At 55.7% G+C, this 21,401-nt stretch carries 18 protein-coding genes and 4 tRNA genes; 4 read left to right on the top strand and 18 right to left on the bottom strand.

From position 1 onward, the window contains the following. Nucleotides 1-277 precede the first annotated feature (277 nt). From hemC to hemY, 4 genes are read left to right on the top strand one after another with little or no spacing between them, the layout of a single operon-like run. Complete coding sequence (gene hemC, locus QQF33_RS10295; protein WP_285148776.1) at nt 278-1,219, top strand: hydroxymethylbilane synthase; 942 nt, start codon at nt 278-280, stop codon at nt 1,217-1,219. Then, nucleotides 1,216-1,956 (top strand): uroporphyrinogen-III synthase, encoded by a 741-nt coding sequence (gene hemD / locus QQF33_RS10290; protein WP_285157760.1) that lies wholly within the window; start codon nt 1,216-1,218, stop codon nt 1,954-1,956. The genes hemC and hemD overlap by 4 nt, the downstream gene beginning before the upstream one ends. Before the next feature lie 21 nt (nt 1,957-1,977). Further along, complete coding sequence (gene hemX / locus QQF33_RS10285; protein WP_282493909.1) at nt 1,978-3,165, top strand: uroporphyrinogen-III C-methyltransferase; 1,188 nt, start codon at nt 1,978-1,980, stop codon at nt 3,163-3,165. A gap of 2 nt (nt 3,166-3,167) precedes the next feature. After that, nucleotides 3,168-4,361 (top strand): protoheme IX biogenesis protein HemY, encoded by a 1,194-nt coding sequence (hemY, locus tag QQF33_RS10280; RefSeq protein ID WP_282493908.1) that lies wholly within the window; start codon nt 3,168-3,170, stop codon nt 4,359-4,361. A 569-nt stretch (nt 4,362-4,930) separates the two neighbouring features. Here the strand turns inward: hemY and QQF33_RS10275 are convergent. From QQF33_RS10275 to rho, 18 genes are all read right to left on the bottom strand, one after another. Then, nucleotides 4,931-5,007: transfer RNA gene (locus QQF33_RS10275), tRNA-Pro, on the bottom strand. A gap of 42 nt (nt 5,008-5,049) precedes the next feature. Then, nucleotides 5,050-5,136: transfer RNA gene (locus QQF33_RS10270), tRNA-Leu, on the bottom strand. Between the two features lie 22 nt (nt 5,137-5,158). Then, nucleotides 5,159-5,234, bottom strand: a tRNA-His gene (locus QQF33_RS10265). A gap of 65 nt (nt 5,235-5,299) precedes the next feature. Next, a tRNA-Arg gene (locus QQF33_RS10260) sits at nt 5,300-5,376 on the bottom strand. Nucleotides 5,377-5,481: 105 nt separating this feature from the next. Continuing rightward, a complete protein-coding gene (gene thrP, locus QQF33_RS10255) occupies nt 5,482-6,864 on the bottom strand; it encodes a bifunctional threonine/serine APC transporter ThrP (protein ID WP_282493907.1) in 1,383 nt (460 codons plus the stop codon). A gap of 194 nt (nt 6,865-7,058) precedes the next feature. Next, the gene (gene wecG, locus QQF33_RS10250) at nt 7,059-7,799 is read right to left on the bottom strand and encodes a lipopolysaccharide N-acetylmannosaminouronosyltransferase (protein WP_282493906.1); all 741 of its coding nucleotides are present in this window, start codon (nt 7,797-7,799) and stop codon (nt 7,059-7,061) included. A gap of 12 nt (nt 7,800-7,811) precedes the next feature. Beyond that, nucleotides 7,812-9,161 carry an ECA oligosaccharide polymerase gene (gene wzyE / locus QQF33_RS10245; RefSeq protein WP_285148780.1) on the bottom strand — a complete coding sequence of 450 codons (1,350 nt, stop codon included), beginning with the start codon at nt 9,159-9,161 and terminating at the stop codon, nt 7,812-7,814. Continuing rightward, entirely contained in the window at nt 9,158-10,237 is a 1,080-nt protein-coding gene (locus QQF33_RS10240) for a TDP-N-acetylfucosamine:lipid II N-acetylfucosaminyltransferase (protein WP_285148781.1), read from the bottom strand. The genes wzyE and QQF33_RS10240 overlap by 4 nt, the downstream gene beginning before the upstream one ends. After that, on the bottom strand, nt 10,234-11,484 hold the full coding sequence (wzxE, locus tag QQF33_RS10235) for a lipid III flippase WzxE (protein WP_285157759.1): 1,251 nt from the start codon (nt 11,482-11,484) through the stop codon (nt 10,234-10,236). Before wzxE ends, QQF33_RS10240 begins: the two co-directional genes overlap by 4 nt. 1 nt (nt 11,485) lies before the next feature. Then, the gene (rffA, locus tag QQF33_RS10230; RefSeq protein ID WP_285157758.1) at nt 11,486-12,616 is read right to left on the bottom strand and encodes a dTDP-4-amino-4,6-dideoxygalactose transaminase; all 1,131 of its coding nucleotides are present in this window, start codon (nt 12,614-12,616) and stop codon (nt 11,486-11,488) included. 4 nt (nt 12,617-12,620) lie between these two features. Beyond that, on the bottom strand, nt 12,621-13,322 hold the full coding sequence (rffC, locus tag QQF33_RS10225) for a dTDP-4-amino-4,6-dideoxy-D-galactose acyltransferase (protein WP_285157757.1): 702 nt from the start codon (nt 13,320-13,322) through the stop codon (nt 12,621-12,623). Beyond that, entirely contained in the window at nt 13,273-14,154 is an 882-nt protein-coding gene (gene rfbA / locus QQF33_RS10220) for a glucose-1-phosphate thymidylyltransferase RfbA (protein WP_285148783.1), read from the bottom strand. The genes rffC and rfbA overlap by 50 nt, the downstream gene beginning before the upstream one ends. Before the next feature lie 15 nt (nt 14,155-14,169). Next, on the bottom strand, nt 14,170-15,237 hold the full coding sequence (gene rffG / locus QQF33_RS10215) for a dTDP-glucose 4,6-dehydratase (protein WP_285148784.1): 1,068 nt from the start codon (nt 15,235-15,237) through the stop codon (nt 14,170-14,172). After that, nucleotides 15,234-16,496: a UDP-N-acetyl-D-mannosamine dehydrogenase gene (gene wecC, locus QQF33_RS10210; RefSeq protein ID WP_285148785.1), complete on the bottom strand. Its 1,263-nt coding sequence runs from the start codon at nt 16,494-16,496 to the stop codon at nt 15,234-15,236. Before wecC ends, rffG begins: the two co-directional genes overlap by 4 nt. Continuing rightward, nucleotides 16,493-17,623, bottom strand: a complete 1,131-nt coding sequence (gene wecB / locus QQF33_RS10205; protein WP_282493897.1) for a non-hydrolyzing UDP-N-acetylglucosamine 2-epimerase — start codon at nt 17,621-17,623, stop codon at nt 16,493-16,495. Before wecB ends, wecC begins: the two co-directional genes overlap by 4 nt. Nucleotides 17,624-17,679: 56 nt before the next feature. Beyond that, complete coding sequence (gene wzzE, locus QQF33_RS10200) at nt 17,680-18,726, bottom strand: ECA polysaccharide chain length modulation protein (protein WP_282493896.1); 1,047 nt, start codon at nt 18,724-18,726, stop codon at nt 17,680-17,682. A gap of 13 nt (nt 18,727-18,739) precedes the next feature. Further along, a complete protein-coding gene (gene wecA / locus QQF33_RS10195) occupies nt 18,740-19,843 on the bottom strand; it encodes a UDP-N-acetylglucosamine--undecaprenyl-phosphate N-acetylglucosaminephosphotransferase (protein ID WP_282493895.1) in 1,104 nt (367 codons plus the stop codon). A 240-nt stretch (nt 19,844-20,083) separates the two neighbouring features. After that, nucleotides 20,084-21,343 carry a transcription termination factor Rho gene (rho, locus tag QQF33_RS10190; RefSeq protein WP_061706582.1) on the bottom strand — a complete coding sequence of 420 codons (1,260 nt, stop codon included), beginning with the start codon at nt 21,341-21,343 and terminating at the stop codon, nt 20,084-20,086. Nucleotides 21,344-21,401 lie beyond the last annotated feature (58 nt).

Raw genomic sequence — 21,401 nt, 5'->3', positions numbered from 1 at the left:
TCAAAAAAGAACCGTTACCCTTTTTTGTCTCTCACTTTATGGTGGTAGCGACGAAAAAATGGTCTAAAACGTGATCAATTTAACACCTTGCCGATTGACCGTAAAGAAAGATGCGCTACATACAAGTGTAGCACCGTTCTGTGCGTGTAAATTCCTTAATACGGCAGCGGGTGTCCTGCGCACCGCCTTGTCCCTCACCCCTTCATCGACCGTAAAACTGACATCCCAGAGTCAACAATGTTAGGATGGTCAGCGATTGATAATGACGGTAACAAGCATGTTAGACAATGTTTTGAGAATTGCCACACGCCAAAGCCCCCTTGCGCTCTGGCAGGCACAATATGTTAAGCAGCGCCTCGAAGCCTGCCATTCAGGGCTGCGTGTCGAACTGGTTCCGATGGTGACGCGCGGGGATGTGATCCTTGATACCCCTCTCGCGAAAGTGGGCGGAAAAGGCCTGTTTGTCAAAGAGCTGGAAGTTGCACTGCTTGAGAATCGCGCCGATATCGCCGTCCATTCCATGAAAGATGTTCCGGTCGAATTCCCTGAGGGATTGGGCCTGGTGACGATTTGTGAGCGCGAAGATCCGCGCGATGCGTTTGTCTCCAACCACTACGCCTCCCTTGATGATTTACCTCTCGGGAGCGTGGTTGGCACGTCAAGTTTACGCCGTCAGTGTCAGCTGGCTGAACGCCGCCCGGATCTGGTGATTCGCTCCCTGCGCGGTAACGTCGGTACGCGTCTCGGTAAACTGGACAACGGCGATTACGACGCCATTATTCTGGCGGTTGCGGGCCTGAAGCGTCTGGGGCTGGAATCTCGTGTGCGTGTCGCCCTTCCGCCTGAGCTTTCCCTTCCGGCTGTCGGTCAGGGCGCGGTAGGAATTGAGTGTCGTCTTGATGACGAGCGCACCCGCAGTCTGCTTGCCCCGCTCAATCACGACGAGACCGCGATTCGCGTTCAGGCAGAGCGCGCGATGAATACCCGTCTGGAAGGCGGCTGTCAGGTGCCGATTGGCAGCTATGCTGAATTAACCGACGGTGAACTCTGGCTGCGTGCGCTGGTTGGCGCGCCGGACGGTTCACAGATGGTGCGCGGTGAACGCCGCGGCCCGGCAGCAGACGCCGAAGCGCTCGGCATTTCTCTGGCCGAAGAGCTGCTGAATAACGGCGCACGTGAGATCCTGGCAGACGTCTACAATGGAGAGCCACCAGCATGAGTATTCTCGTCACCCGCCCTTCTCCCGCAGGAGAGCAGTTAGTGAGCCGTCTGCGCGCACTGGGGCAGGTGGCATGGAGTTTTCCGCTGATTGAGTTCTCCCCGGGTCGGCAGCTCTCTGCGCTCGCCGACCATCTTCATGCCCTGAAGGAAGGCGATTTGGTTTTCGCCTTATCGCAACACGCCGTGGAATTTGCTCACGCCCAACTGCAGCAAGAGAAGCAAAGCTGGCCGACTGTGCCACGCTATTTCGCCATTGGACGCACCACAGCCCTGGCCCTGCATGCGGTCAGCGGAATTGACGTTCAATACCCGTTAGATCGGGAAATCAGCGAAATCTTGCTACAATTACCTGAATTACAAACTGTTGCAGGCAAGCGCGCGCTGATCCTTCGCGGGAACGGTGGTCGTGAATTACTGGGTGAAACCTTAAGCGCCCGTGGGGCTGACGTGACCTTCTGCGAATGCTACCAGCGCTGTGCCAAATATTATGACGGTGCAGAGGAAGCGATGCGCTGGCACACGCGCGGCGTGGATACGGTGGTCATCACCAGCGGCGAAATGCTCCAGCAGCTCTGGTCGCTGATTCCGCAATGGTATCGTGAAAACTGGTTACTCAGCTGTCGACTTCTGGTCGTCAGCGAGCGTCTGGCGAACCTCGCCCGGGAACTGGGCTGGCAAGATATTCGGATCGCTGATAACGCCGACAACGATGCGCTGCTGCGCGCATTACAATAACTCTCATAATGGGAAGCCATAATGACGGAACAAGAAAAATCCTCCGCCGTGGTTGAAGAGACCAGGGAGACTGTGGCCACCCCGCCGCAGCCAGAGAAGACTGAACAGATTGTTGAGAAAAAAAACGGCAGCAATAAAACCAGCCTCGCGTTGAGCGCGATCGCTATCGCCATTGCGCTGGCGGCCGGTGTCGGCTTGTACGGTCTGGTGAAAAAGCAGGCCACTAACCAGACGATGACCAGCGATGCGCTGGTGAATCAAATTACTGCCCTGCAAAAAGCGCAGGAGACGCAGAAAACCGAACTGGAAGGCGTCATTAAGCAGCAATCTACGCAGCTGGCCGAAGCCCATTCCCGTCAGGAAGAGCTGACCAAACAGCTCGGCGAAGTGCAGCAGAAAGTGGCGACCATTTCCGGGACCGATGCCAAAACCTGGCTGCTCTCTCAGGCCGATTTCCTGGTCAAACTGGCTGGGCGTAAGCTGTGGAGCGATCAGGATGTCACCACTGCCGCCGCGCTGCTGAAAAGCGCCGACGCCAGCCTGGCCGATATGAACGACCCAAGCCTGATCGTCGCCCGTCGCGCGATTACCGAAGACATCGCCAGCCTCGGCGCGGTTTCGCAGGTGGATTACGACGGCATTATCCTCAAGGTTAATCAGCTGGCGAACTCGATTGATAACCTGCGTCTCGCGGATAACAACGACGACGACTCCCCGATGGATTCCGACGGCACCGAGCTGTCGAGCTCCCTGAGCGAGTGGCGCATCAACCTGCAGAAAAGCTGGCAGAACTTCATGGACAGCTTTATAACCGTCCGCCGCCGCGATGAAACCGCCGTTCCGCTGTTAGCGCCAAATCAGGATGTCTATCTGCGCGAGAATATTCGCTCCCGTCTGCTGGTCGCCGCGCAGGCGGTACCGCGTCATCAGGAAGAGACCTACAAACAGGCGCTGGATAATGTTTCGACGTGGGTGCGTGCTTACTACGACACCAGCGATGCCACCACCACCGCGTTCCTGGACGATGTTGATAAGCTCAGTCAGCAGAACATCACCATGAACGTCCCGGACAAACTGGAAAGCCAGCCGATTCTGGAAAAACTGATGCAAACCCGCGTGCGCAACCTGCTGGCTCAGCCAGGCGTGGCCGCACAGCCGGATGCAGCAGCCCCTGCGCCTGCCCCTGAAAGCGCACCTCAAGGAGAGTGATCATGTTAAAAGTCTTATTACTCTTCTTATTGCTGATCGCCGGGATCGTGCTGGGTCCGCTGATTGCGGGTCACCAGGGCTATGTCCTGATCCAGACCGATAACTACAACATCGAAACCAGCGTCACGGGTCTGGTGATCATCTTGATCCTGACCATGGTGGTGCTGTTTGCGATCGAATGGATCCTGCGCCGCATCTTCCGTACCGGGGCGCACACCCGCGGCTGGTTCGTCGGGCGCAAACGCCGTCGCGCGCGCAAACAGACCGAACAGGCGCTGCTCAAACTGGCGGAAGGCGATTATCAGCAGGTTGAAAAGCTGATGTCGAAAAATGCCGATCACGCCGAGCAGCCGGTGGTGAACTATCTGTTAGCCGCCGAAGCCGCCCAGCAGCGCGGGGATGAAGCGCGCGCGAATCAGCATCTTGAGCGCGCGTCGGAGCTGTCATCGAACGATCAGATCCCGGTGGAAATTACCCGCGTGCGCATTCAGCTGGCGCGTAACGAGAATCACGCTGCGCGTCATGGCGTTGACCGTCTGCTGGAGATCACCCCGCGTCATCCGGAAGTGCTGCGTCTGGCCGAGCAGGCTTATATCCGCACCGGCGCATGGGGTTCACTGCTGGATATCATTCCGTCGATGGCGAAAGCCGACGTGGGCGATGACGAACATCGCGATGCGCTGCAGCGTCAGGCGTGGATTGGTCTGATGGATCAGGCACGAGCCGATCTGGGCAGCGACGGTCTGAAAACCTGGTGGAAAAACCAGAGCCGCAAAACGCGTCAGCAGGTTCCGCTGCAGGTGGCAATGGCCGAGCATCTCATCGAATGTGACGATCATGACACGGCGCAGGAGATCATCCTTGATGGCCTGAAACGTCAGTATGATGACCGTCTGGTGATGGTGATCCCACGTCTTCGGACCAACAATCCTGAGCAGATGGAAAAAATGCTGCGCCAGCAGATCAAAACCGTGGGCGACCGCCCGCTGCTGTGGAGCACGCTGGGCCAGTCGCTGATGAAGCACGGCGAATGGCAGGAGGCGAGCCTCGCCTTCCGCGCAGCGCTGAAACAGCGCCCGGACGCGTTTGATTATGCCTGGCTGGCTGACACGCTGGACAAGCAGCACAAGCCGGAAGAAGCCGCAGCAATGCGTCGCGACGGCCTACTGTTAACCTTGCAGAATAACGGTCAGTAAACTCAAGCACCGCGCATCAGGAGGCCTCAGGGCCTCCTTTTTTATGGCCGCTATTTCGGGAATCGCCCATAAAAAAACGCCTGCTATAAAAGCAGGCGTTAAACAGGTCTGTTTGACAACATATGTGGTGCTTCACTCAACGTTATGTCCATGGTGTTTGATGAGGCCGAAGCGACATCTGTCTGTGGACGATAAGCACCTTAAATGGCTCTGCGTCATTCCTGAGTTTATGAGGCACGAAGGCGAACATAAGAGATGGAATGAGCATCTACACGTATATTATTGCACGTAACGTGCCAGGGTTACAGAAAGAAGTTTTACATTTCGCAACATGATAAGAAAAAAGGAGTTTTTCTTTTGATGTGGTATTCGGAGCAGCAGAAAAAGCGTCAAAACTGGCGCAAGTGTCTCCTGAGAGCGACACAAATACCAATAAAGAAAAATAGTGAAATAAAACAGGGAATTAGCTGTCTCTGAATCGCGACAAAGAGGGATGGCGTTGTCGGGAAATGACAACAGAGGCATAAACCGCAGAAAACAAAAAACCCCGCCGAAGCGGGGTTCAAAATTGGTCGGCGAGAGAGGATTCGAACCTCCGACCCACTGGTCCCAAACCAGTTGCGCTACCAAGCTGCGCTACTCGCCGATGTACTGCTTTTTTGAATTTTTAGTTCAATTCTTTAAGTCGTGGTGCGAGGGGGGGGACTTGAACCCCCACGTCCGTTAAGACACTAACACCTGAAGCTAGCGCGTCTACCAATTCCGCCACCGTCGCAATGTCACAACTTATCAAATAATGGGGTGGCTAATGGGATTCGAACCCACGACAACTGGAATCACAATCCAGGGCTCTACCAACTGAGCTATAGCCACCACTACTTATTCTTTCACGCGGTATGTACTACTACCACCGCAGCTCGAACGCCAGACTACTTAATTGGCGCGCCCGACAGGATTCGAACCTGAGACCTCTGCCTCCGGAGGGCAGCGCTCTATCCAGCTGAGCTACGGGCGCTTAGCGCCGTTGCGGGGCTGGATATTACGGAGGTCTCGGTCTGCTGTCTAGTGCTTTTTCGAAAAAAATGCGCGTTTGGTTACGCTTTGTGCATTTTGTCGCTTATTACTCCACTTTCTGGATTTCAGCGTGGCGGCTGAGGCCAAAAAGCTTATAGCCAATCGACACGGCGGCCATAAAGATAATCCCGACAAACAGCGACATGCGGGTGTCTTCATTGAAGTACATTCCGATCAGGACGCAAATCAGGAACGCCATCGTCGCATAGTTCGCCCATGGGAACAAAATGGAGCGGAACGGGTGGCTGGCAATCGCCTCTTTGTGCGCCTGACGGAAGCGCAGCTGGCTTATCAGAATCACAAACCACGGCACCATGCCCGGCAGTACGCTGGCGCTGTAGACGTAAACGAACACGCGCTGCGGATTCGGGATGATGTAGTTCAGGCAGGATCCAATCAGCAGAATGACGATAGAGACCGTCACACCCGCCACAGGCACACCAGCGCGGGAGACTTTACCCATTGCCGCCGGCAGCTGACGGTTTTTCGCCAGCGCGTAGAGCATACGGCCACAGCTGTACATGCCACTGTTACAGCCCGACAGCGCCGCCGTCAGCACCACGAAGTTAATAATCCCAGCCGCCGCGGTAATCCCAATTTTAGCGAAGGTCAGCACGAACGGGCTGCCGGTGGTGCCAATCTGGTTCCACGGGAAGATGGTGACGATAACGAAAATCGCACCCACGTAGAAAATCAGGATGCGCCACAGGACTTTGCCCACCGCGCTACGCAGGGTGACCTGCGGGTTTTTTGCTTCACCGGCAGTGATGCCGATCAGCTCCACGCCCTGATAGGACGCCACCACGATACAGAGCGCCGTCAGGAAGCCCTTCCAGCCGCCGGCAAAGAAGCCGCCGTGCTCGGTCAGGTTGCCAAAGCCAATCGACTGCCCGCCGTTGCCGAAGCCAAAGAAGATCACGCCAAGGCCAACCACAATCATCACGATAATGGTGGTGACTTTGATCATCGCAAACCAGAACTCAATTTCCCCGTACAGTCGCACGGCCGCCAGGTTCGCGAGCGCCACCAGCCCCACGGCGATGAGCGCGGGTATCCACTGCGCCATTTCCGGGAACCAGAACTGGACGTAGACCCCAATCGCGGTGATCTCCGATATCCCCACCGCCATCCACATAAACCAGTACGACCAGGCCGTGAGATAGCCAAAGAACGGGCTCATGTATTTGTGCGCGTAAACGGCGAATGAACCGGCGACCGGCTCAAGGAACAGCATTTCGCCCATCGAGCGCATGATGAAGAAGACGAACAGCCCGGCGACGATATACGCCAGCAGTACAGACGGGCCAGCCCATTTGAGCGTGCTGGCGGAGCCCATAAACAGGCCAACGCCGATAGTGCCGCCCAGCGCTATCAATTCTATGTGACGAGCTTCCAGCCCACGCTGAAGCTCAGGTTTTTTCTCTGCCATAAATCCTCGGTTGTGTTTGCTGTTGCCCGGCTTTTGCCGGTTATTATTTTTGGGTACTGAAATACGGGGAGGAATGGTTTCTTAAATCCTGCCAAATGGCAAACGAAGCATTAAAAAAATGAACGTATTGCACAGAAACGCAGCAGTTTTGCAGGTGGGTTGCAGCGCGAATAGCACATCGCGCTACATTTTGATTACATTTTGCCGGTGTAGTGCCAGGCGAGATAGCGCAGGAGTTTGATCTGTCGTTTGATGCGGCTCGGCTGGGACAGGAGACGATACAGCCACTCCAGGCCTAAGTTCTGCCACACTTTTGGCGCACGCTTCACATGGCCAGTAAAGACGTCGTAGGTGCCGCCAACGCCCATATACAGCGCATTCGGACAAACCAGACGGCAGTCGCGCATCAGGATTTCCTGGCGCGGTGAGCCCATCGCCACGGTCACGATTTTCGCCCCGCTGTCGCGGATGCGCTCAAACAGCGCCTGCCTGTCTTCCGGTTTGAAGTAGCCGTCCTGACTGCCCACGATGTTAACATTCCACTGCGCGCGGAGCTTTTGCTCCGTCTGCGCCAGCACATCGGGTTTGCCGCCGATCAGGAACACTGGCGTGCCATCCTGCCCTGCTCGCGCCATCAGCTCTTCCCACAGATCGGCCCCCGCGACGCGCGAAACCTGCGCCTGCGGGAACTTCTTGCGGATCGAACGGACGACGCTGATGCCGTCGGCGTATTTAAACTCGGCGGCTTCAATCAGGCTTTTCACTTCGGCGTTATCTTCAACGGCCAGCATTTTTTCAGCGTTAATCGCCACCAGCGTACCGGATTTGATCTGCCCGTCAGCGCAGAGATAATCCAGCGCGTGCTGCATATCGCGCCAGCCAATCAGTTTCAGTCCGCGCAGGGTATACACTGGCGCAGAGGTATTGTCAGTCATGATTATCCTTACTCAGACCTGGGAAAGTGTTCGGGTTGTGCGCGTCAGGCGACGGTGAATCAGGCCCGCGCTGTCAAACAGCCAGTACAGCAGTTTCGCCAGTAGCAGGCAGAGACCGAAGACCACCATGAAAAAGACCACGCGCGAGACAAATGAATCCAGCCCCTCACGCGCCAGCACGATCATATTGAAAATGGCACCAAAACAGAAACTGTGCAAAATCGCCGCCTTGTAGCGGTTGGTCTCTTCATTCCCGCGCACATACAGCCAGTCGAACCATTTGATGATAAGCCCTACAGCCACGGCGCCCGGCAGGATAAACCATACGCCGCCCATCACCACCAGCGAACCAATCAGCGTCGGGGAGATCGCAAGGCCAGAGTGGTTATTCAGCACTTCCCAGGTGAAGTAATTCGCCGTGTTCAGCACCACGCCTGGCCGGTCTGGCCATAGCCATGTCGGGATAAAGACGTAGAAATCACGCACGATGGGAGCCAGCCCCTGGAAGTCGATTTTGTCGTAGTTTTGCAGGAGCAGCGCCAGGTTTTCCCACGGCGAGAAGGTGTCGCGGGTGAGGTACAGGAAGGTGTAAAACGCCTCGTCACCGCTCACATCCATACCGTAGCGTTTGAGCGCCAGCCAGAACATGCCGACGATGCCAAACACCCCTGCGGCCACCAGCATCCACAGGGAAATCCAGCCGCGGATGATGCCGATGAACAGAAAAATAGCGAAGGCAATGATGATGTTGGCGCGCGTTCCGCCCACAATCATGTAGGTCAACAGACCAAACGCCACCGTGCTCACCAGGAAGAACAGCCAGGCTTTGCTGTCCTGGCGCAGGAAGTAGATGACCAGCATTGCCGGGATGAAGAAATAGAAGAAACGCTTAAGTGCCACGCCGGAGACTTCGGCGGAAAATATCTGGCTGTACGAATGCAGCTTGAACAGCAAAAAGCCGTTATGCATGAAGAAAATACCGACGCTGACCAGGGCGATAATCATCAGCATCACCCAGGTCAGATGCGTTTCCACCCGGTTCATGGTGAACAGCGGGCGGCGCGGCGCGTGGTTCGCCGGGCGTAAGCGCGTTTTGTAGGTGACGTAATACACGGCATAGAAACAGGTGGCGGACAGCAGCGCCTGCATCAGAATTTCCGGCGGCGCGACGCTGACGTCAAAGCGGAAGACAAGAATGCTGGTCAGCGGGAATCCGAAGAAGAAGGTCAGCAGAAACAGCAGCGAGAAGAAGACGTTGAAGTTAAAACGCACGCGGCGGAACTCAAACCAGGTGAGCGTGGCGATAAACAGCGAGGCCAGAAGCCAGATCACCAACAGGCCGCTAAATTGCAACTGGCTCATGCCTTCTCTCCTGCAGCAATCCGCAGCGCCTGATGCCAGGGCGTGAGGAAATTCGGGCTGAAAAAGTCGATGGCATTTTTATCCACCAACGCCAGCTGGCGCTGTGCTTCACGCACCACGTCGTCATTCAGTTCGTCCGTGGTGAACAGCACCGGAATGTGCTGTTCCGCCATATCCTGCCAGAACGGATTTTCGCGGTTCAGCACGCACGGCACTCCGGCCTGAATCAGCAGACACAGCGTACCAATCCCCTGCTGACGGGCAAAAATGAAGTACCCGAGATCGCATTTTCGCAGCAGAGCCAGGTAATCATCAAACTCCAGCTTATCGCTGAGGATCTGCAGATTCTCCGGGCTAAACAGCGCCAGTCCACTTTGACGCACCTCTGAAATGTACGCGTCATTATTTGCAGGATAGCCCATCGGCACGATCACGTTCACCGTATCGCCAAACTGCTGATGGACGGCTTTGAGCGCCGCGATGTGTTCGTTGCTTCGATCGCCGGAGTTACCCACCAGAATAGTCAGCTTGCCTTCGCGCTGCGCCTCGTTCGCCATATTGTTCAGCGCCGGGTCCATGCGGGTCGGGAAATAGAGTAATTCGCCGCGCACGGTGGGGTACAGCTGCGCAAAATAGTTCAGGTCACCCCGCGTCGCAAACACGCAGCCGACGCGGCCCTGAGCCATGCGGCGCACAGGATAGAACAGGCGGAATTTCCAGCCGCGGGAGACTTCATACAGATCCGCGCCCCAGATATGCCAGTTAAACTGCGCGGGCTTGATGCCGCCTTTCAGCAGCGCCAGCCACAGGCCGGTATTAAACTGGCCGTGGAAGAAGAAACGCTGCTCGCGATTTGCTTTGGCTTTGGCGATCACCGCGTTTGCCAGCGCGGATTTGTCCGGCCAGAAACTTATCGACAGCGCAGGACAGGCGGCACTCAGCCCATTATCCTGGCCTGCAACCATAAACTCGCGCGCGTCGGCGCTGCCGGTCGCCAGCGAGTCATTAAAAAACTGTAATACTGTGCGGTTGTGGTGCGGAATATCCGAACCCAACACGTGAATCAGTGCAGTCATGCGCGTCTACGCCAAAGTAAAAATACGCCGCAACAGGCAGCGAAATAGACAATGTAAGTGGCCATGTAGGCCTGAGCTGCGCCCAGCGCGCCATGCGTTGGGATCAGCCAGTGAGAGAACGCGGTCAGCAGCGTGAACTGGCTGATCTCCGCCAGGATATAGAGTCGCAGAGAAGCTTTGGCAATCACCAGATAGCCGAAAACGTAAGCACCCACTTTCAGTACATCACCCACCAGCTGCCAGGCGAACAGGTCGCGCATCGCGGTAAATTTCGCGGAGAACAGCAGCCAGATAGCGACGTCACGCAGCAGCCAGACGGTCAGACTCGCGGCGGCCACGGCAGGCAGCACGAAGCGCAGGGAGCGGCCGATTTCGCGGGTGATGTCCTGACGGGAGGTCAGGCGCGACAGCGTCGGCAGCAGGTAGACGCTAAACGAGGCGGTGATGAACTGGAGATAAGCGTCAGAAATACTGCTCACCCCCTGCCAAATCCCTACTTCATCCCAGCTGTAATGCGCCGCCAGCAGGTTTCGCATCATCACATAGGCCACGGGAAGCGTGACGGAGGTGATCAACGCCATCAGGGTGAATTTCCCCAACTGCCCGGCCAGCATTTTGTCCCACTGCGGTTTGAGATAGCTCAGCGGAATGGTGCGTCTGCGCATCAGCATAAACGCGGCAGGAATAACCACCAGCGCAGGAACCAGCGCCAGACCAAGCAGCGCGCCTTCGTAGCCGCCGAGACGATAGCAGACGTAATAGGCGATGACGCCGATCAGGCTCCCCAGAATCAGCGCCAGCGCGTTTCCGGCGGCGTCGCGGAAGCCTTTCATCAGCGCTAACAGCAGGTTAGTCCAGGCGATCCCCATCTGCACCAGCGCCACCAGACGCACCAGCCCCTGGTAATGGGTATTGCCAAACAGCCCCTGACTGATAGGCGCGGCCGCCAGTAAAAAGACAATGGCCAGCAGAGTGGAGAATCCGAGGACCATCGCCGAGGAAGTCCCGACCACCCTGCGCAGCGCCGCCGCATCGTCGTGATGCTGCGCCACGTATTTGGTGACACCGTTGAAGATTCCGGCCCCGGCGAGAACGCCGAGCACGGTCACAAGCTGGCGGAAGTTTCCGGCCTGTCCGACACCGGACGGGCCAAAGGAGACCGCCAGCAGTTTAACCACCAGCAGCCCTGCGCCAATCTTGACGAGCGTGGACGCGGCGGTCCACACCGATGCTTTCGCCAGAGACATATCAGCGGAAGTAGCTCAGAAGGGTATTAATCACCGTGCGCTGATTGACCGGCGCGAGGTTGTAGAACAGCGGCAGACGAAGCAAACGCTCACTTTCTTTGGTGGTGTAGCGATCTTCACCGACAAACTGACCGAAGGCTTCACCCGCCGGGCTGGAGTGCAGCGGGATGTAATGGAATACCGCCATGATCTCCGCCTCTTTCAGGTAGGCGATCAGGTTGCTGCGGTCATCGTTGTCGCGCAGTTTGATGTAAAACATGTGCGCGTTGTGAACGCAGTCTGCCGGAATGGTCGGCAGCTCGATGCGCCCTTGCTGCGCCAGCGGTGCGAAGGCATCGTAATAGGTCTGCCACAGGGACAGACGTTGCTGATTGATGCGCTCGGCAGCTTCAAGCTGCGCCCAGAGATAGGCGGCCTGCAGATCGGCCATCAGATAGCTGGAGCCGATATCGCGCCAGGTGTATTTATCGACCTGCCCGCGGAAGAACTGGCTGCGGTTAGTGCCTTTCTCGCGGATCACTTCGGCGCGTTCCACCAGCGCACGGTCGTTGATCAACGTCGCGCCACCTTCACCGCCCGCGGTGTAGTTTTTGGTTTCGTGGAAGCTAAAGCAGCCGATATGGCCGATCGTACCCAGCGCGCGGCCTTTGTAGGTGGACATCACACCCTGCGCGGCATCTTCCACCACGAACAGGTTGTGCTTTTTGGCGATGGCCATGATGGTGTCCATCTCGCACGCTACGCCCGCGTAGTGAACCGGCACAATCGCCCGCGTTTTGTCGGTGATCGCCGCTTCAATCAGGGTTTCATTGATGTTCATGGTATCCGGTCGGACATCAACAAAGATAATTTTCGCGCCACGCAGAACGAACGCGTTCGCCGTCGAAACAAAGGTGTAGCTCGGCATGATGACTTCGTCACCCGGCTTGATGTCCAGCAGCAGCGCGGCCATCTCGAGGGACGCCGTGCAGGACGGCGTCAGCAGCACTTTGGCGCTGTGAAAACGCTGCTCCATCCACTGCTGACAGCGACGAGTAAACCCGCCGTCGCCGCAGAGTTTGCCGCTGCCCATGGCAGACTGCATGTAATCGAGTTCAGTGCCCACAACGGGAGGCGCGTTAAATGGAATCATCTTGTCACCTGTATAGCCAGTAAGCGGTCGCATCAATGTTGCCACCGCTTGCAATGTAACGTTTAAGCGCGGCGGTGTTGCCCAGTTGGGTCGCCACCCGCAATGTTGATACCTGACGCTGCGCGGCCGAGTGAAGCGCCGCCTGCATCAGTTTGTCACCCATCCCGCGACCGGCGAGCAGGCCGATACGCGCTTCGCTCTCACTCAGCTGGCGCAGAGAGACAAATGCCTCAATCTCGCCGCTGCTGGCGCGGAAAACCAGGCACTCATGGTCGAAGGTGCCTTTAACGGCGTTTTCAATCCACTGCGCGTAAAACCGACCGCTGGCGTCGGGCGCATACCAGGGCGCACGAAAGCGGCTCTGGGCAAAAGCCAGGGCTGCCATCTGGCGCAGCGCGGGGATATCCCGCTCCGTTGCCACTTCAGCTTCTGTCGGGGCGTGCTGGGTGACGGCGATGGTCAGATCGACTTCGCCTTCTACCAGCTGAAATCCCAGCTTTTGCAGGGCATCCAGCCAGTCGGCACGTCCCGCCGGGATTTTGGCCTGTACGCACTGCCACGGCGTGAAATCCGTCGTCGTCAGTGCCGGCGCATCGTCGCGAAAGCGCACCACCGCCGAGGAGAGACCAAAAAAATCGGTCTCCCAGGTGAGCGGTTCAATACTGGCGTGGACGGGCACGAAGTAGCTCCAGCAGATACTGGCCATAGCCAGTTTTAGAGAGTCGGCTGGCGGCGCGTTTCACGCCTTCGTCGTCCAGCCAGCCATTGCGCCAGGCGATCTCTTCCAGGCAGGCAATTTTAAATCCTTGACGTTTTTCGACGGTCTGTACGAACGTACTGGCTTCAATCAGGCTGTCGTGAGTACCGGTATCAAGCCAGGCAAAGCCACGGCCCAGCAATTCGACGGTCAGCTTTCCATCCTCCAGATACATCTGGTTAATGGAGGTGATCTCGAGTTCGCCGCGTTCAGAAGGTTTCACCCGTTTCGCATAATCGACCACGTTGCTGTCGTAGAAATAGAGCCCCGTGACGGCCCAGTTCGATTTAGGGTCTTTGGGTTTTTCTTCCAGACTGATGGCGCGGAAATTATCGTCAAACTCCACCACCCCAAAACGTTCCGGGTCCATGACCTGGTAACCGAACACCGTCGCGCCTTCAGTACGTGCCGCGACATGACGCAGTTTAGGGCTAAACCCCTGACCAAAGAAGATATTATCGCCAAGCACCAGACAGGAAAGCTCGCCGTTTAAAAACGCTTCGCCAATGATAAAAGCCTGAGCCAGACCGTCCGGGCTCGGCTGCTCGGCGTAACTCAGTTCAATGCCAAACTCTGAACCATCACCCAGAAGACGCTGATAGGAGGCTTTATCTTCCGGCGTCGTGATGATCAGAATCTCGCGAATACCTGCCAGCATAAGCACTGAAAGCGGATAGTAAATCATGGGCTTATCGTAAATCGGCAGAAGCTGTTTCGACACGCCTCTTGTGATCGGATGCAGTCGCGTACCGGATCCACCCGCCAGAACAATACCTTTCATCAGATTTCTCCTGCGTTATCCCTGTAGACCCAGTCGCTCGCCCTGATAGCTCCCATCCTGAACCTGTTTCCACCAGGTCTCGTTTGCGAGATACCACTCCACCGTTTTACGAATACCGCTCTCAAAGGTTTCTTGCGGTGTCCAGCCCAGTTCGCGCTCAATCTTCGATGCATCAATCGCATAACGAAGATCGTGCCCGGGGCGATCGGCGACGTAAGTAATCAAATCACGATAATGGTTCACGCCTGCAGGTTTTGCCGGAACCAGCTCCTCCAGCAGATCGCAGATCGTCGTCACCACATCCAGATTTTTGCGTTCGTTATGACCGCCGATGTTATAGGTTTCGCCAGGTTTACCCTGCGTAGCCACCAGATACAGCGCTCTGGCATGGTCTTCCACGTACAGCCAGTCGCGAATTTGCTGCCCATTGCCATAAACAGGCAGGGCCTTTCCGGCGACGGCGTTAAGGATGATCAGCGGAATGAGCTTTTCCGGGAAATGGTACGGACCATAATTGTTGGAACAGTTGGTCACCAGAGCGGGCAGTCCGTAGGTTCTCTGCCATGCGCGCACCAAATGATCGCTACTGGCTTTCGAAGCAGAGTAAGGGCTGCTAGGCGCATAAGGCGTTGTTTCTGTGAAGTAATCATCGGTCGAATGCAGGTCGCCGTACACTTCGTCCGTCGAGATGTGATGGAATCGGAACTGGGCTTTTTTATCGCCAGATAGGCCCGCCCAGAATTCACGGGCACTCTCGAGCAGCGTGTAGGTGCCAACGATGTTGGTCTCGATAAACACTGCAGGGCCGTCGATGGAGCGGTCTACGTGGCTTTCAGCGGCCAGATGCATGACGGCGTCTGGCTGGTATGTCGCGAATATCCTTTTTAGGGCGTCGCGATCGCAAATATCCACCTGCTCAAACGCAAAGCGCAAATCATCCGCGACCGGGGCCAGAGAGGCCAGGTTGCCGGCATAGGTCAATTTGTCCACCACCACGACGGAGTCCGCGGTGTTTTGGATAATGTGGCGGACAACCGCAGAGCCGATAAACCCTGCGCCGCCGGTAATCAGGATCCGTTTCAACGCCACACCCCTTTGGTATCAACGATAAACTTCTGCTGCACCGCGTCGCCGCTGATGGCTTTAAACTCTTTGTGATCCACCAGCAGGACCAGCACATCGGCCGTTTTCAGAGCGTCATCGAGCGTGGCGAGCTGACAGTGCCCCGCCAGTTTCTTCGGCAGGGTATGAATGTTCGGCTCAACGACCAGCGTTTCGCCCGTGTGCCAGGTGGCAATCATCTCGGCGATGCCCATCGCCGGGCTTTCGCGCAGATCGTCGATGTTCGGTTTAAACGCCAGACCAAAGCAGGCAATTTTGACTTCGCTGGCGCGCTTGCCGCTTTCGGCGAGGCAATCCGCCACCGTAGCTTTCACCTGGTTCATGACCCAGTGCGGTTTGCCGTCGTTCACTTCGCGGGCGGTGCGGATCAGACGCGCCTGATCGGGGTTTTGCGCCACGATGAACCACGGGTCTACGGCGATACAGTGCCCGCCGACGCCTGGGCCTGGCTGGAGAATGTTGACGCGCGGATGGCGGTTCGCCAGGCGGATCAGTTCCCAGACATTAATCCCCTGGTCTGCGCAAATCAGCGACAGTTCGTTGGCGAAAGCGATGTTCACGTCGCGGAAGCTATTTTCGGTCAGCTTGCACATTTCCGCCGTGCGTGAGTTAGTGACCACACACTCGCCTTCGAGGAAGATGTTGTAGAGTTCGCTGGCGCGCGCAGAACAGACCGGCGTCATGCCGCCAATCACGCGGTCGTTTTTAATCAGCTCAACCATCACCTGGCCCGGCAGAACGCGCTCCGGGCAATAGGCGATATTGATATCAGCCTGCTCGCCCGCCTGCTGCGGGAAGGTCAAATCAGGGCGGGCTTCGGCCAGCCACTGCGCCATCTGCTCGGTCGCCCCGACAGGAGAGGTCGACTCCAGAATTACCAGTGCGCCTTTCTTCAGCACCGGCGCGATGGATTTGGCCGCCGCTTCGACATACACCATATCCGGCTCATGCTCGCCTTTAAACGGCGTTGGCACGGCAATCAGATAGGCATCCGCCTCGACAGGCTTAGTGCTGGCTTTCAGGAAACCGCCTTCGACGGCGGTTTTGACCACTTTGTCGAGATCCGGCTCCACGATATGAATTTCACCACGGTTAATGGTATCTACCGCATGCTGGTTGATATCCACCCCGATAACCTGCTTTTGACGTGAAGCAAAGGCGGCCGCAGTCGGCAGTCCAATGTAGCCAAGACCAATGACAGAGATGGTAGAAAAACTCATAGCGTTACCCGATTATGTTTAAGTGCATGCAAAATACGGCTGCAGGCCTGCCCGTCGCCATAAGGGTTATGGGCGTGGCTCATCGCCTGGTACTCTTTTTCATCGTGCAGCAGGCGTGTGACCTCTGCCACCAGATGTTTGGTGTCGGTTCCCACCAGGCGCACCGTTCCGGCTTTGATCGCCTCCGGGCGCTCGGTGGTTTCGCGCATCACCAGCACCGGTTTACCCAGTGAAGGGGCCTCTTCCTGAATACCGCCGGAATCCGTCAGGATCAGCCAGGCGTGGTTCATCAGCCAGACGAACGGCAGGTAGTCCTGCGGCTCAATCAGGATCACGTTCTCGATATGACCCAGAATACGATTGACCGGCTCGCTGACGTTGGGGTTGAGGTGGACCGGATAGACGATCTGCACGTCCGGGTTTTGCGCGGCGATTTCCGCCAGCGCATGGCAAATTTGCTCAAACCCGCGGCCAAAGCTCTCGCGGCGGTGGCCCGTCACCAGAATCATCTTTTTGCCCGCGGTAAGGAACGGATAGCGCACCGCCAGTTCTTCCCGCAGGTCGTCGCTCGCCATCACGCGATCGCGCACCCAAATCAGGGCATCAATCACCGTGTTGCCGGTGACGAAAATTTTGTCGTCGCGAATGTTTTCGCGCAGCAGGTTCTGCCGGGAGTTTTCGGTTGGCGCGAAGTGATACATCGCCAGATGGCCGGTGAGCGTGCGGTTGGCCTCTTCAGGCCATGGGGAATAGAGGTCGCCAGTGCGTAAACCGGCTTCAACGTGCCCGACCGGAATGCGCTGATAGAACGCGGCCAGACTGGTAGCGATAGTGGTGGTGGTATCGCCGTGAACCAGAACCACGTCTGGTTTAAAAGATTCCAGAATAGGTTTTAACCCTTCCAGAATGCGACAGGTAATTTCGGTCAATCCCTGTCCCGGTTTCATAATATTAAGATCGTAATCCGGAACAATGGAAAAGAGATTTAAAACCTGATCAAGCATCTCCCGATGCTGCGCGGTGACGCAAACTTTCGCCTCAAACCAGGGATCATTTGCCAGCGCATGGACCAGCGGCGCCATCTTGATGGCTTCCGGCCTTGTGCCAAATACGGTAAGTACTTTCACATCGATTCTCTTCGATTAGGTGATGAAGGCCGGAGCCTTCATCGTAGACGGCGTTCTTAATTTGTGCGACGACGTGTTAACGCCACGCCTGCGCCCGTCAGTGCGCCCACAATCCCCCACATAATCATCAGGAATGCGCGACGCGGACTATCGCGTTTTACAGGTTCTTCAGGCGTTCGCAAATAACGATAGGTCTGAAAACGCGGATCCAGTGTTGGACCCACATTCAGGGTGTTAAGCATGGCGCGGTTCTGGTCGTAGTCGAGATCGAAATCTGGCCCGACGGCCTGCAGGTTTTCAAGACGCGCCTGCAGCATCGGGCGGCCCAGCAGGAACATTTCGGAATCCGGCAGCTCGTCGGCCGGTACGTCCGTTTCGCTGCGGGAGATATTGCGCTGCTCGGCGATTTTCAGCGCCTGTTCAATATTATGGACGCGGCGGGAGAAAATGGCTTTTGCCACCTCTTCCTGACGTTTAACCTGCGCCTTCATTTGAATGGTGCGCGCGGCCCATGCGCCTTTCAGCTCATCATTTAGATGGCTCGCAGCACGCTGGCTGGCGAAGGCGACATACTGGCGAAGCAGATTGTTCGCGTCCGGCGCGGTTTCAGCAATCAGCTTAACGTTGTCGTTGATGTTGCGCAGCACATCGCCTGGCGTGAACTGGATGTTGTTGATCAGGTCATCCAGCAGGGCGGCATCGGCTTTACTGTTACCGACCATGCGTTGTTTGTAGTAGTCCGTCTGGGACCAGAAGTCGCGGCGAGTATCCCAGGACGCCAGCTGCATGATGAACTCTTTGTAGGATTCATCCATTACAGAGGGCTGGTCCGAAGAGGCCAGATTGGCTTTGATGTCGAGGTTACGCAGGAACTGCTGCTGCGAATAGAAACCGCCCAACATGTTTACCGTTGGTCGATCGGTGATCGCGGTTGCGCTCCACTCTTGTTTCGCAAAAAAGGTGTACGCCAGCGCCAGCAGCGCGAACCCCAGTGCGATTCCTGCAATCCACAGCTTGCCCGCCCATAAAACACGAAACAAACCACGAATATCCAGCTCGTTCTCAGTTACCACTGATTTCGTTCCCGCCAACGGTTGAGTCATCACAGTCCCGTTTTTACTTAGTTAATGTTGGATTTTTACCACTGTTTCTACGCATCCGGCGTTTTACACGTTTAATGAAGCGCGCGACTTTCCATGCGCGTTTAATGCAATAGCCGTACATGAAGAATGCTAGCAAGAATAATACCAACATTACCCATTCAGGAATAAAGTGCGCATATTCTGCGGCTACCCCAATGCCAGCCAGCAGCGCGGCGGCGAGGGTGATCAGCACAAATGCCTGACGTGAAGTAAAACCTGCGCGCATGATCAGGTGATGAATATGCTGGCGGTCCGGTGAGAAAGGACTCATACCCTTGCGCAGACGACGATACATGATTGCCACCATGTCCATCAGCGGAATAGCGATGATCCACAGCGCGGTGACCGGGCTGATAGGGTGCGTTTTGCCCTGAGTCGTTTCCAGCAGGATCCAGATGACCGTGAAACCAATCAGCGTACTGCCTGCATCGCCCATAAAGACTTTATAGCGACGCCCCAGCACACCGAGGTTAAGCAGGATATAAGGCAGGATGGCCGCAATCATGGCGAAACACCACATTGACAGGCTGTACTGACCATCAAACCATAAAATGATACCGATAGCGGCGAAGGAGACAGACGACAGGCCACCCAGCAGACCGTCAATCCCATCAACCATGTTGAAGGCGTTGATGGCAGCCCAAACAGCAAACAGCGTCAGGAAGAAACCGAACGGACCGAGAACCATCTCCCAGGTGCCAAAGATATAACCGAGGCTGCTCAGATAGAGCTTACCGACCACCATCATGATGATGCCGATCGCGGCCTGAACCGAAGCACGGAATTTTACGCTGATATCGAAGCGGTCATCGAGCGCGCCCACCAGCACCAGAACACCCGCACAGGCCAGATAGAGTGCAGCGTGAGGGATATAATAATCTGCGATTCCAAAGGTAAAGCAAATGCCCGCGTAAACGGAGATTCCCCCAACCAGCGGGATCAGGCCCTGATGGCGTTTACGATAATTGGGTTTATCCACTAACCCGACTCTTTTTGCCACCTTACGCGCAATGAACAAAAAACAGGTTGTGAATAAAAAAATACTGATTAGCTCAGTAACCGCAGTGAGTAGATTCACAATTCATGCTCTCAACAAATGTTAATCCTGGAAGTATAACTACGAAGCCATAGCTCCCGAAGGAATAAAGCCAGCCTCTTACAACTCCCTTTGTATGTTTTTCAATCAATTACTTTTTGACGTTACAAACATTCTAATTGTCGCACTGGTCGGTCAAAAATGGGAGTCTGCGGTTATAGCGTATAGTCCAAAAAAAGAAAACGCCACGTAAAAACGTGGCGTTAGCTGGGTTTATTTGTATTACGAGCGTTTCATCATGTCGAAGAATTCGTCGTTTGTCTTAGTCATAGCCAGCTTATTGATGAGGAATTCCATTGCGTCGATTTCGCCCATTGGGTGAATGATTTTGCGCAGGATCCACATTTTCTGCAGCTCTTCCTGGGTGGTGAGCAGCTCTTCTTTACGGGTACCGGAACGGTTGTAGTCGATTGCCGGGAAGACGCGCTTCTCTGCAATTTTACGAGAGAGGTGCAGTTCCATGTTACCTGTACCTTTAAACTCTTCGTAAATCACTTCGTCCATTTTGGAGCCGGTATCGATCAGCGCTGTTGCGATGATGGTCAGGCTTCCGCCCTCTTCGACGTTACGTGCAGCACCGAAGAAACGTTTTGGACGATGCAGGGCGTTCGCATCCACACCACCGGTCAGCACTTTACCGGAAGCCGGAACGACGGTGTTGTACGCACGCGCCAGACGAGTGATGGAGTCGAGCAGGATGATAACGTCTTTCTTGTGTTCAACCAGACGCTTCGCTTTCTCGATAACCATTTCAGCAACCTGAACGTGGCGAGAGGCTGGCTCATCAAAGGTAGAAGCAACCACTTCACCTTTAACCAGACGCTGCATCTCGGTCACTTCCTCTGGACGCTCATCGATCAGCAGAACCATCAGTACGCAGTCTGGGTGGTTGTAAGCAATGCTCTGTGCGATGTTCTGCAGCAGCATGGTTTTACCCGCTTTCGGCGGTGCCACAATCAGACCACGCTGGCCACGACCAATCGGAGAAGCCAGATCCAGAACGCGAGCGGTGAGGTCTTCGGTAGAACCGTTACCACGCTCCATGCGCAGACGCGAGTTCGCGTGCAGCGGCGTTAAGTTTTCGAACAGGATCTTGTTGCGCGAGTTTTCAGGTTTATCGTAGTTAACTTCGTTAACTTTCAACAGCGCAAAGTAGCGTTCACCCTCTTTCGGAGGACGAATCTTACCTGAAATGGTATCACCTGTGCGGAGGTTGAAACGGCGGATTTGGCTAGGGGAAACGTAGATGTCATCAGGACCGGCGAGGTAGGAGCTGTCTGCAGAACGGAGGAAACCAAATCCGTCTTGCAATATCTCCAGGACACCGTCGCCAAAGATATCTTCGCCACTCTTTGCGTGCTGCTTCAGGATGGCAAAAATAATGTCCTGCTTGCGCATACGAGCCTGGTTTTCCAGCCCCATATTTTCGCCGAGAGTGATCAGCTCAGAAACCGGCGTATTCTTTAATTCGGTAAGATTCATAATGGTGTGGGTTCTTAAACTCGGGGTGATACTCGAACTTAATGTTGTGAATGGTATG

The sequence above is a fragment of the Lelliottia wanjuensis genome, assembly GCF_030238365.1.
In the GTDB taxonomy this organism is placed as follows: Bacteria; Pseudomonadota; Gammaproteobacteria; order Enterobacterales; family Enterobacteriaceae; genus Enterobacter; species Enterobacter wanjuensis.
Note: the sequence above shows the minus strand (reverse complement) of the source record. Positions and strands in the feature narration are given on the sequence as shown.

Coding starts and splice junctions, on each gene's coding strand:
- hemC (WP_285148776.1), top strand. CDS start 278: ATGTTAGACAATGTTTTGAGAATTGCCACACGCCAAAGCCCCCTTGCG.
- hemD (WP_285157760.1), top strand. CDS start 1,216: ATGAGTATTCTCGTCACCCGCCCTTCTCCCGCAGGAGAGCAGTTAGTG.
- hemX (WP_282493909.1), top strand. CDS start 1,978: ATGACGGAACAAGAAAAATCCTCCGCCGTGGTTGAAGAGACCAGGGAG.
- hemY (WP_282493908.1), top strand. CDS start 3,168: ATGTTAAAAGTCTTATTACTCTTCTTATTGCTGATCGCCGGGATCGTG.
- thrP (WP_282493907.1), bottom strand. CDS start 6,864: ATGGCAGAGAAAAAACCTGAGCTTCAGCGTGGGCTGGAAGCTCGTCAC.
- wecG (WP_282493906.1), bottom strand. CDS start 7,799: ATGACTGACAATACCTCTGCGCCAGTGTATACCCTGCGCGGACTGAAA.
- wzyE (WP_285148780.1), bottom strand. CDS start 9,161: ATGAGCCAGTTGCAATTTAGCGGCCTGTTGGTGATCTGGCTTCTGGCC.
- QQF33_RS10240 (WP_285148781.1), bottom strand. CDS start 10,237: ATGACTGCACTGATTCACGTGTTGGGTTCGGATATTCCGCACCACAAC.
- wzxE (WP_285157759.1), bottom strand. CDS start 11,484: ATGTCTCTGGCGAAAGCATCGGTGTGGACCGCCGCGTCCACGCTCGTC.
- rffA (WP_285157758.1), bottom strand. CDS start 12,616: ATGATTCCATTTAACGCGCCTCCCGTTGTGGGCACTGAACTCGATTAC.
- rffC (WP_285157757.1), bottom strand. CDS start 13,322: ATGGCCAGTATCTGCTGGAGCTACTTCGTGCCCGTCCACGCCAGTATT.
- rfbA (WP_285148783.1), bottom strand. CDS start 14,154: ATGAAAGGTATTGTTCTGGCGGGTGGATCCGGTACGCGACTGCATCCG.
- wecC (WP_285148785.1), bottom strand. CDS start 16,496: ATGAGTTTTTCTACCATCTCTGTCATTGGTCTTGGCTACATTGGACTG.
- wzzE (WP_282493896.1), bottom strand. CDS start 18,726: ATGACTCAACCGTTGGCGGGAACGAAATCAGTGGTAACTGAGAACGAG.
- rho (WP_061706582.1), bottom strand. CDS start 21,343: ATGAATCTTACCGAATTAAAGAATACGCCGGTTTCTGAGCTGATCACT.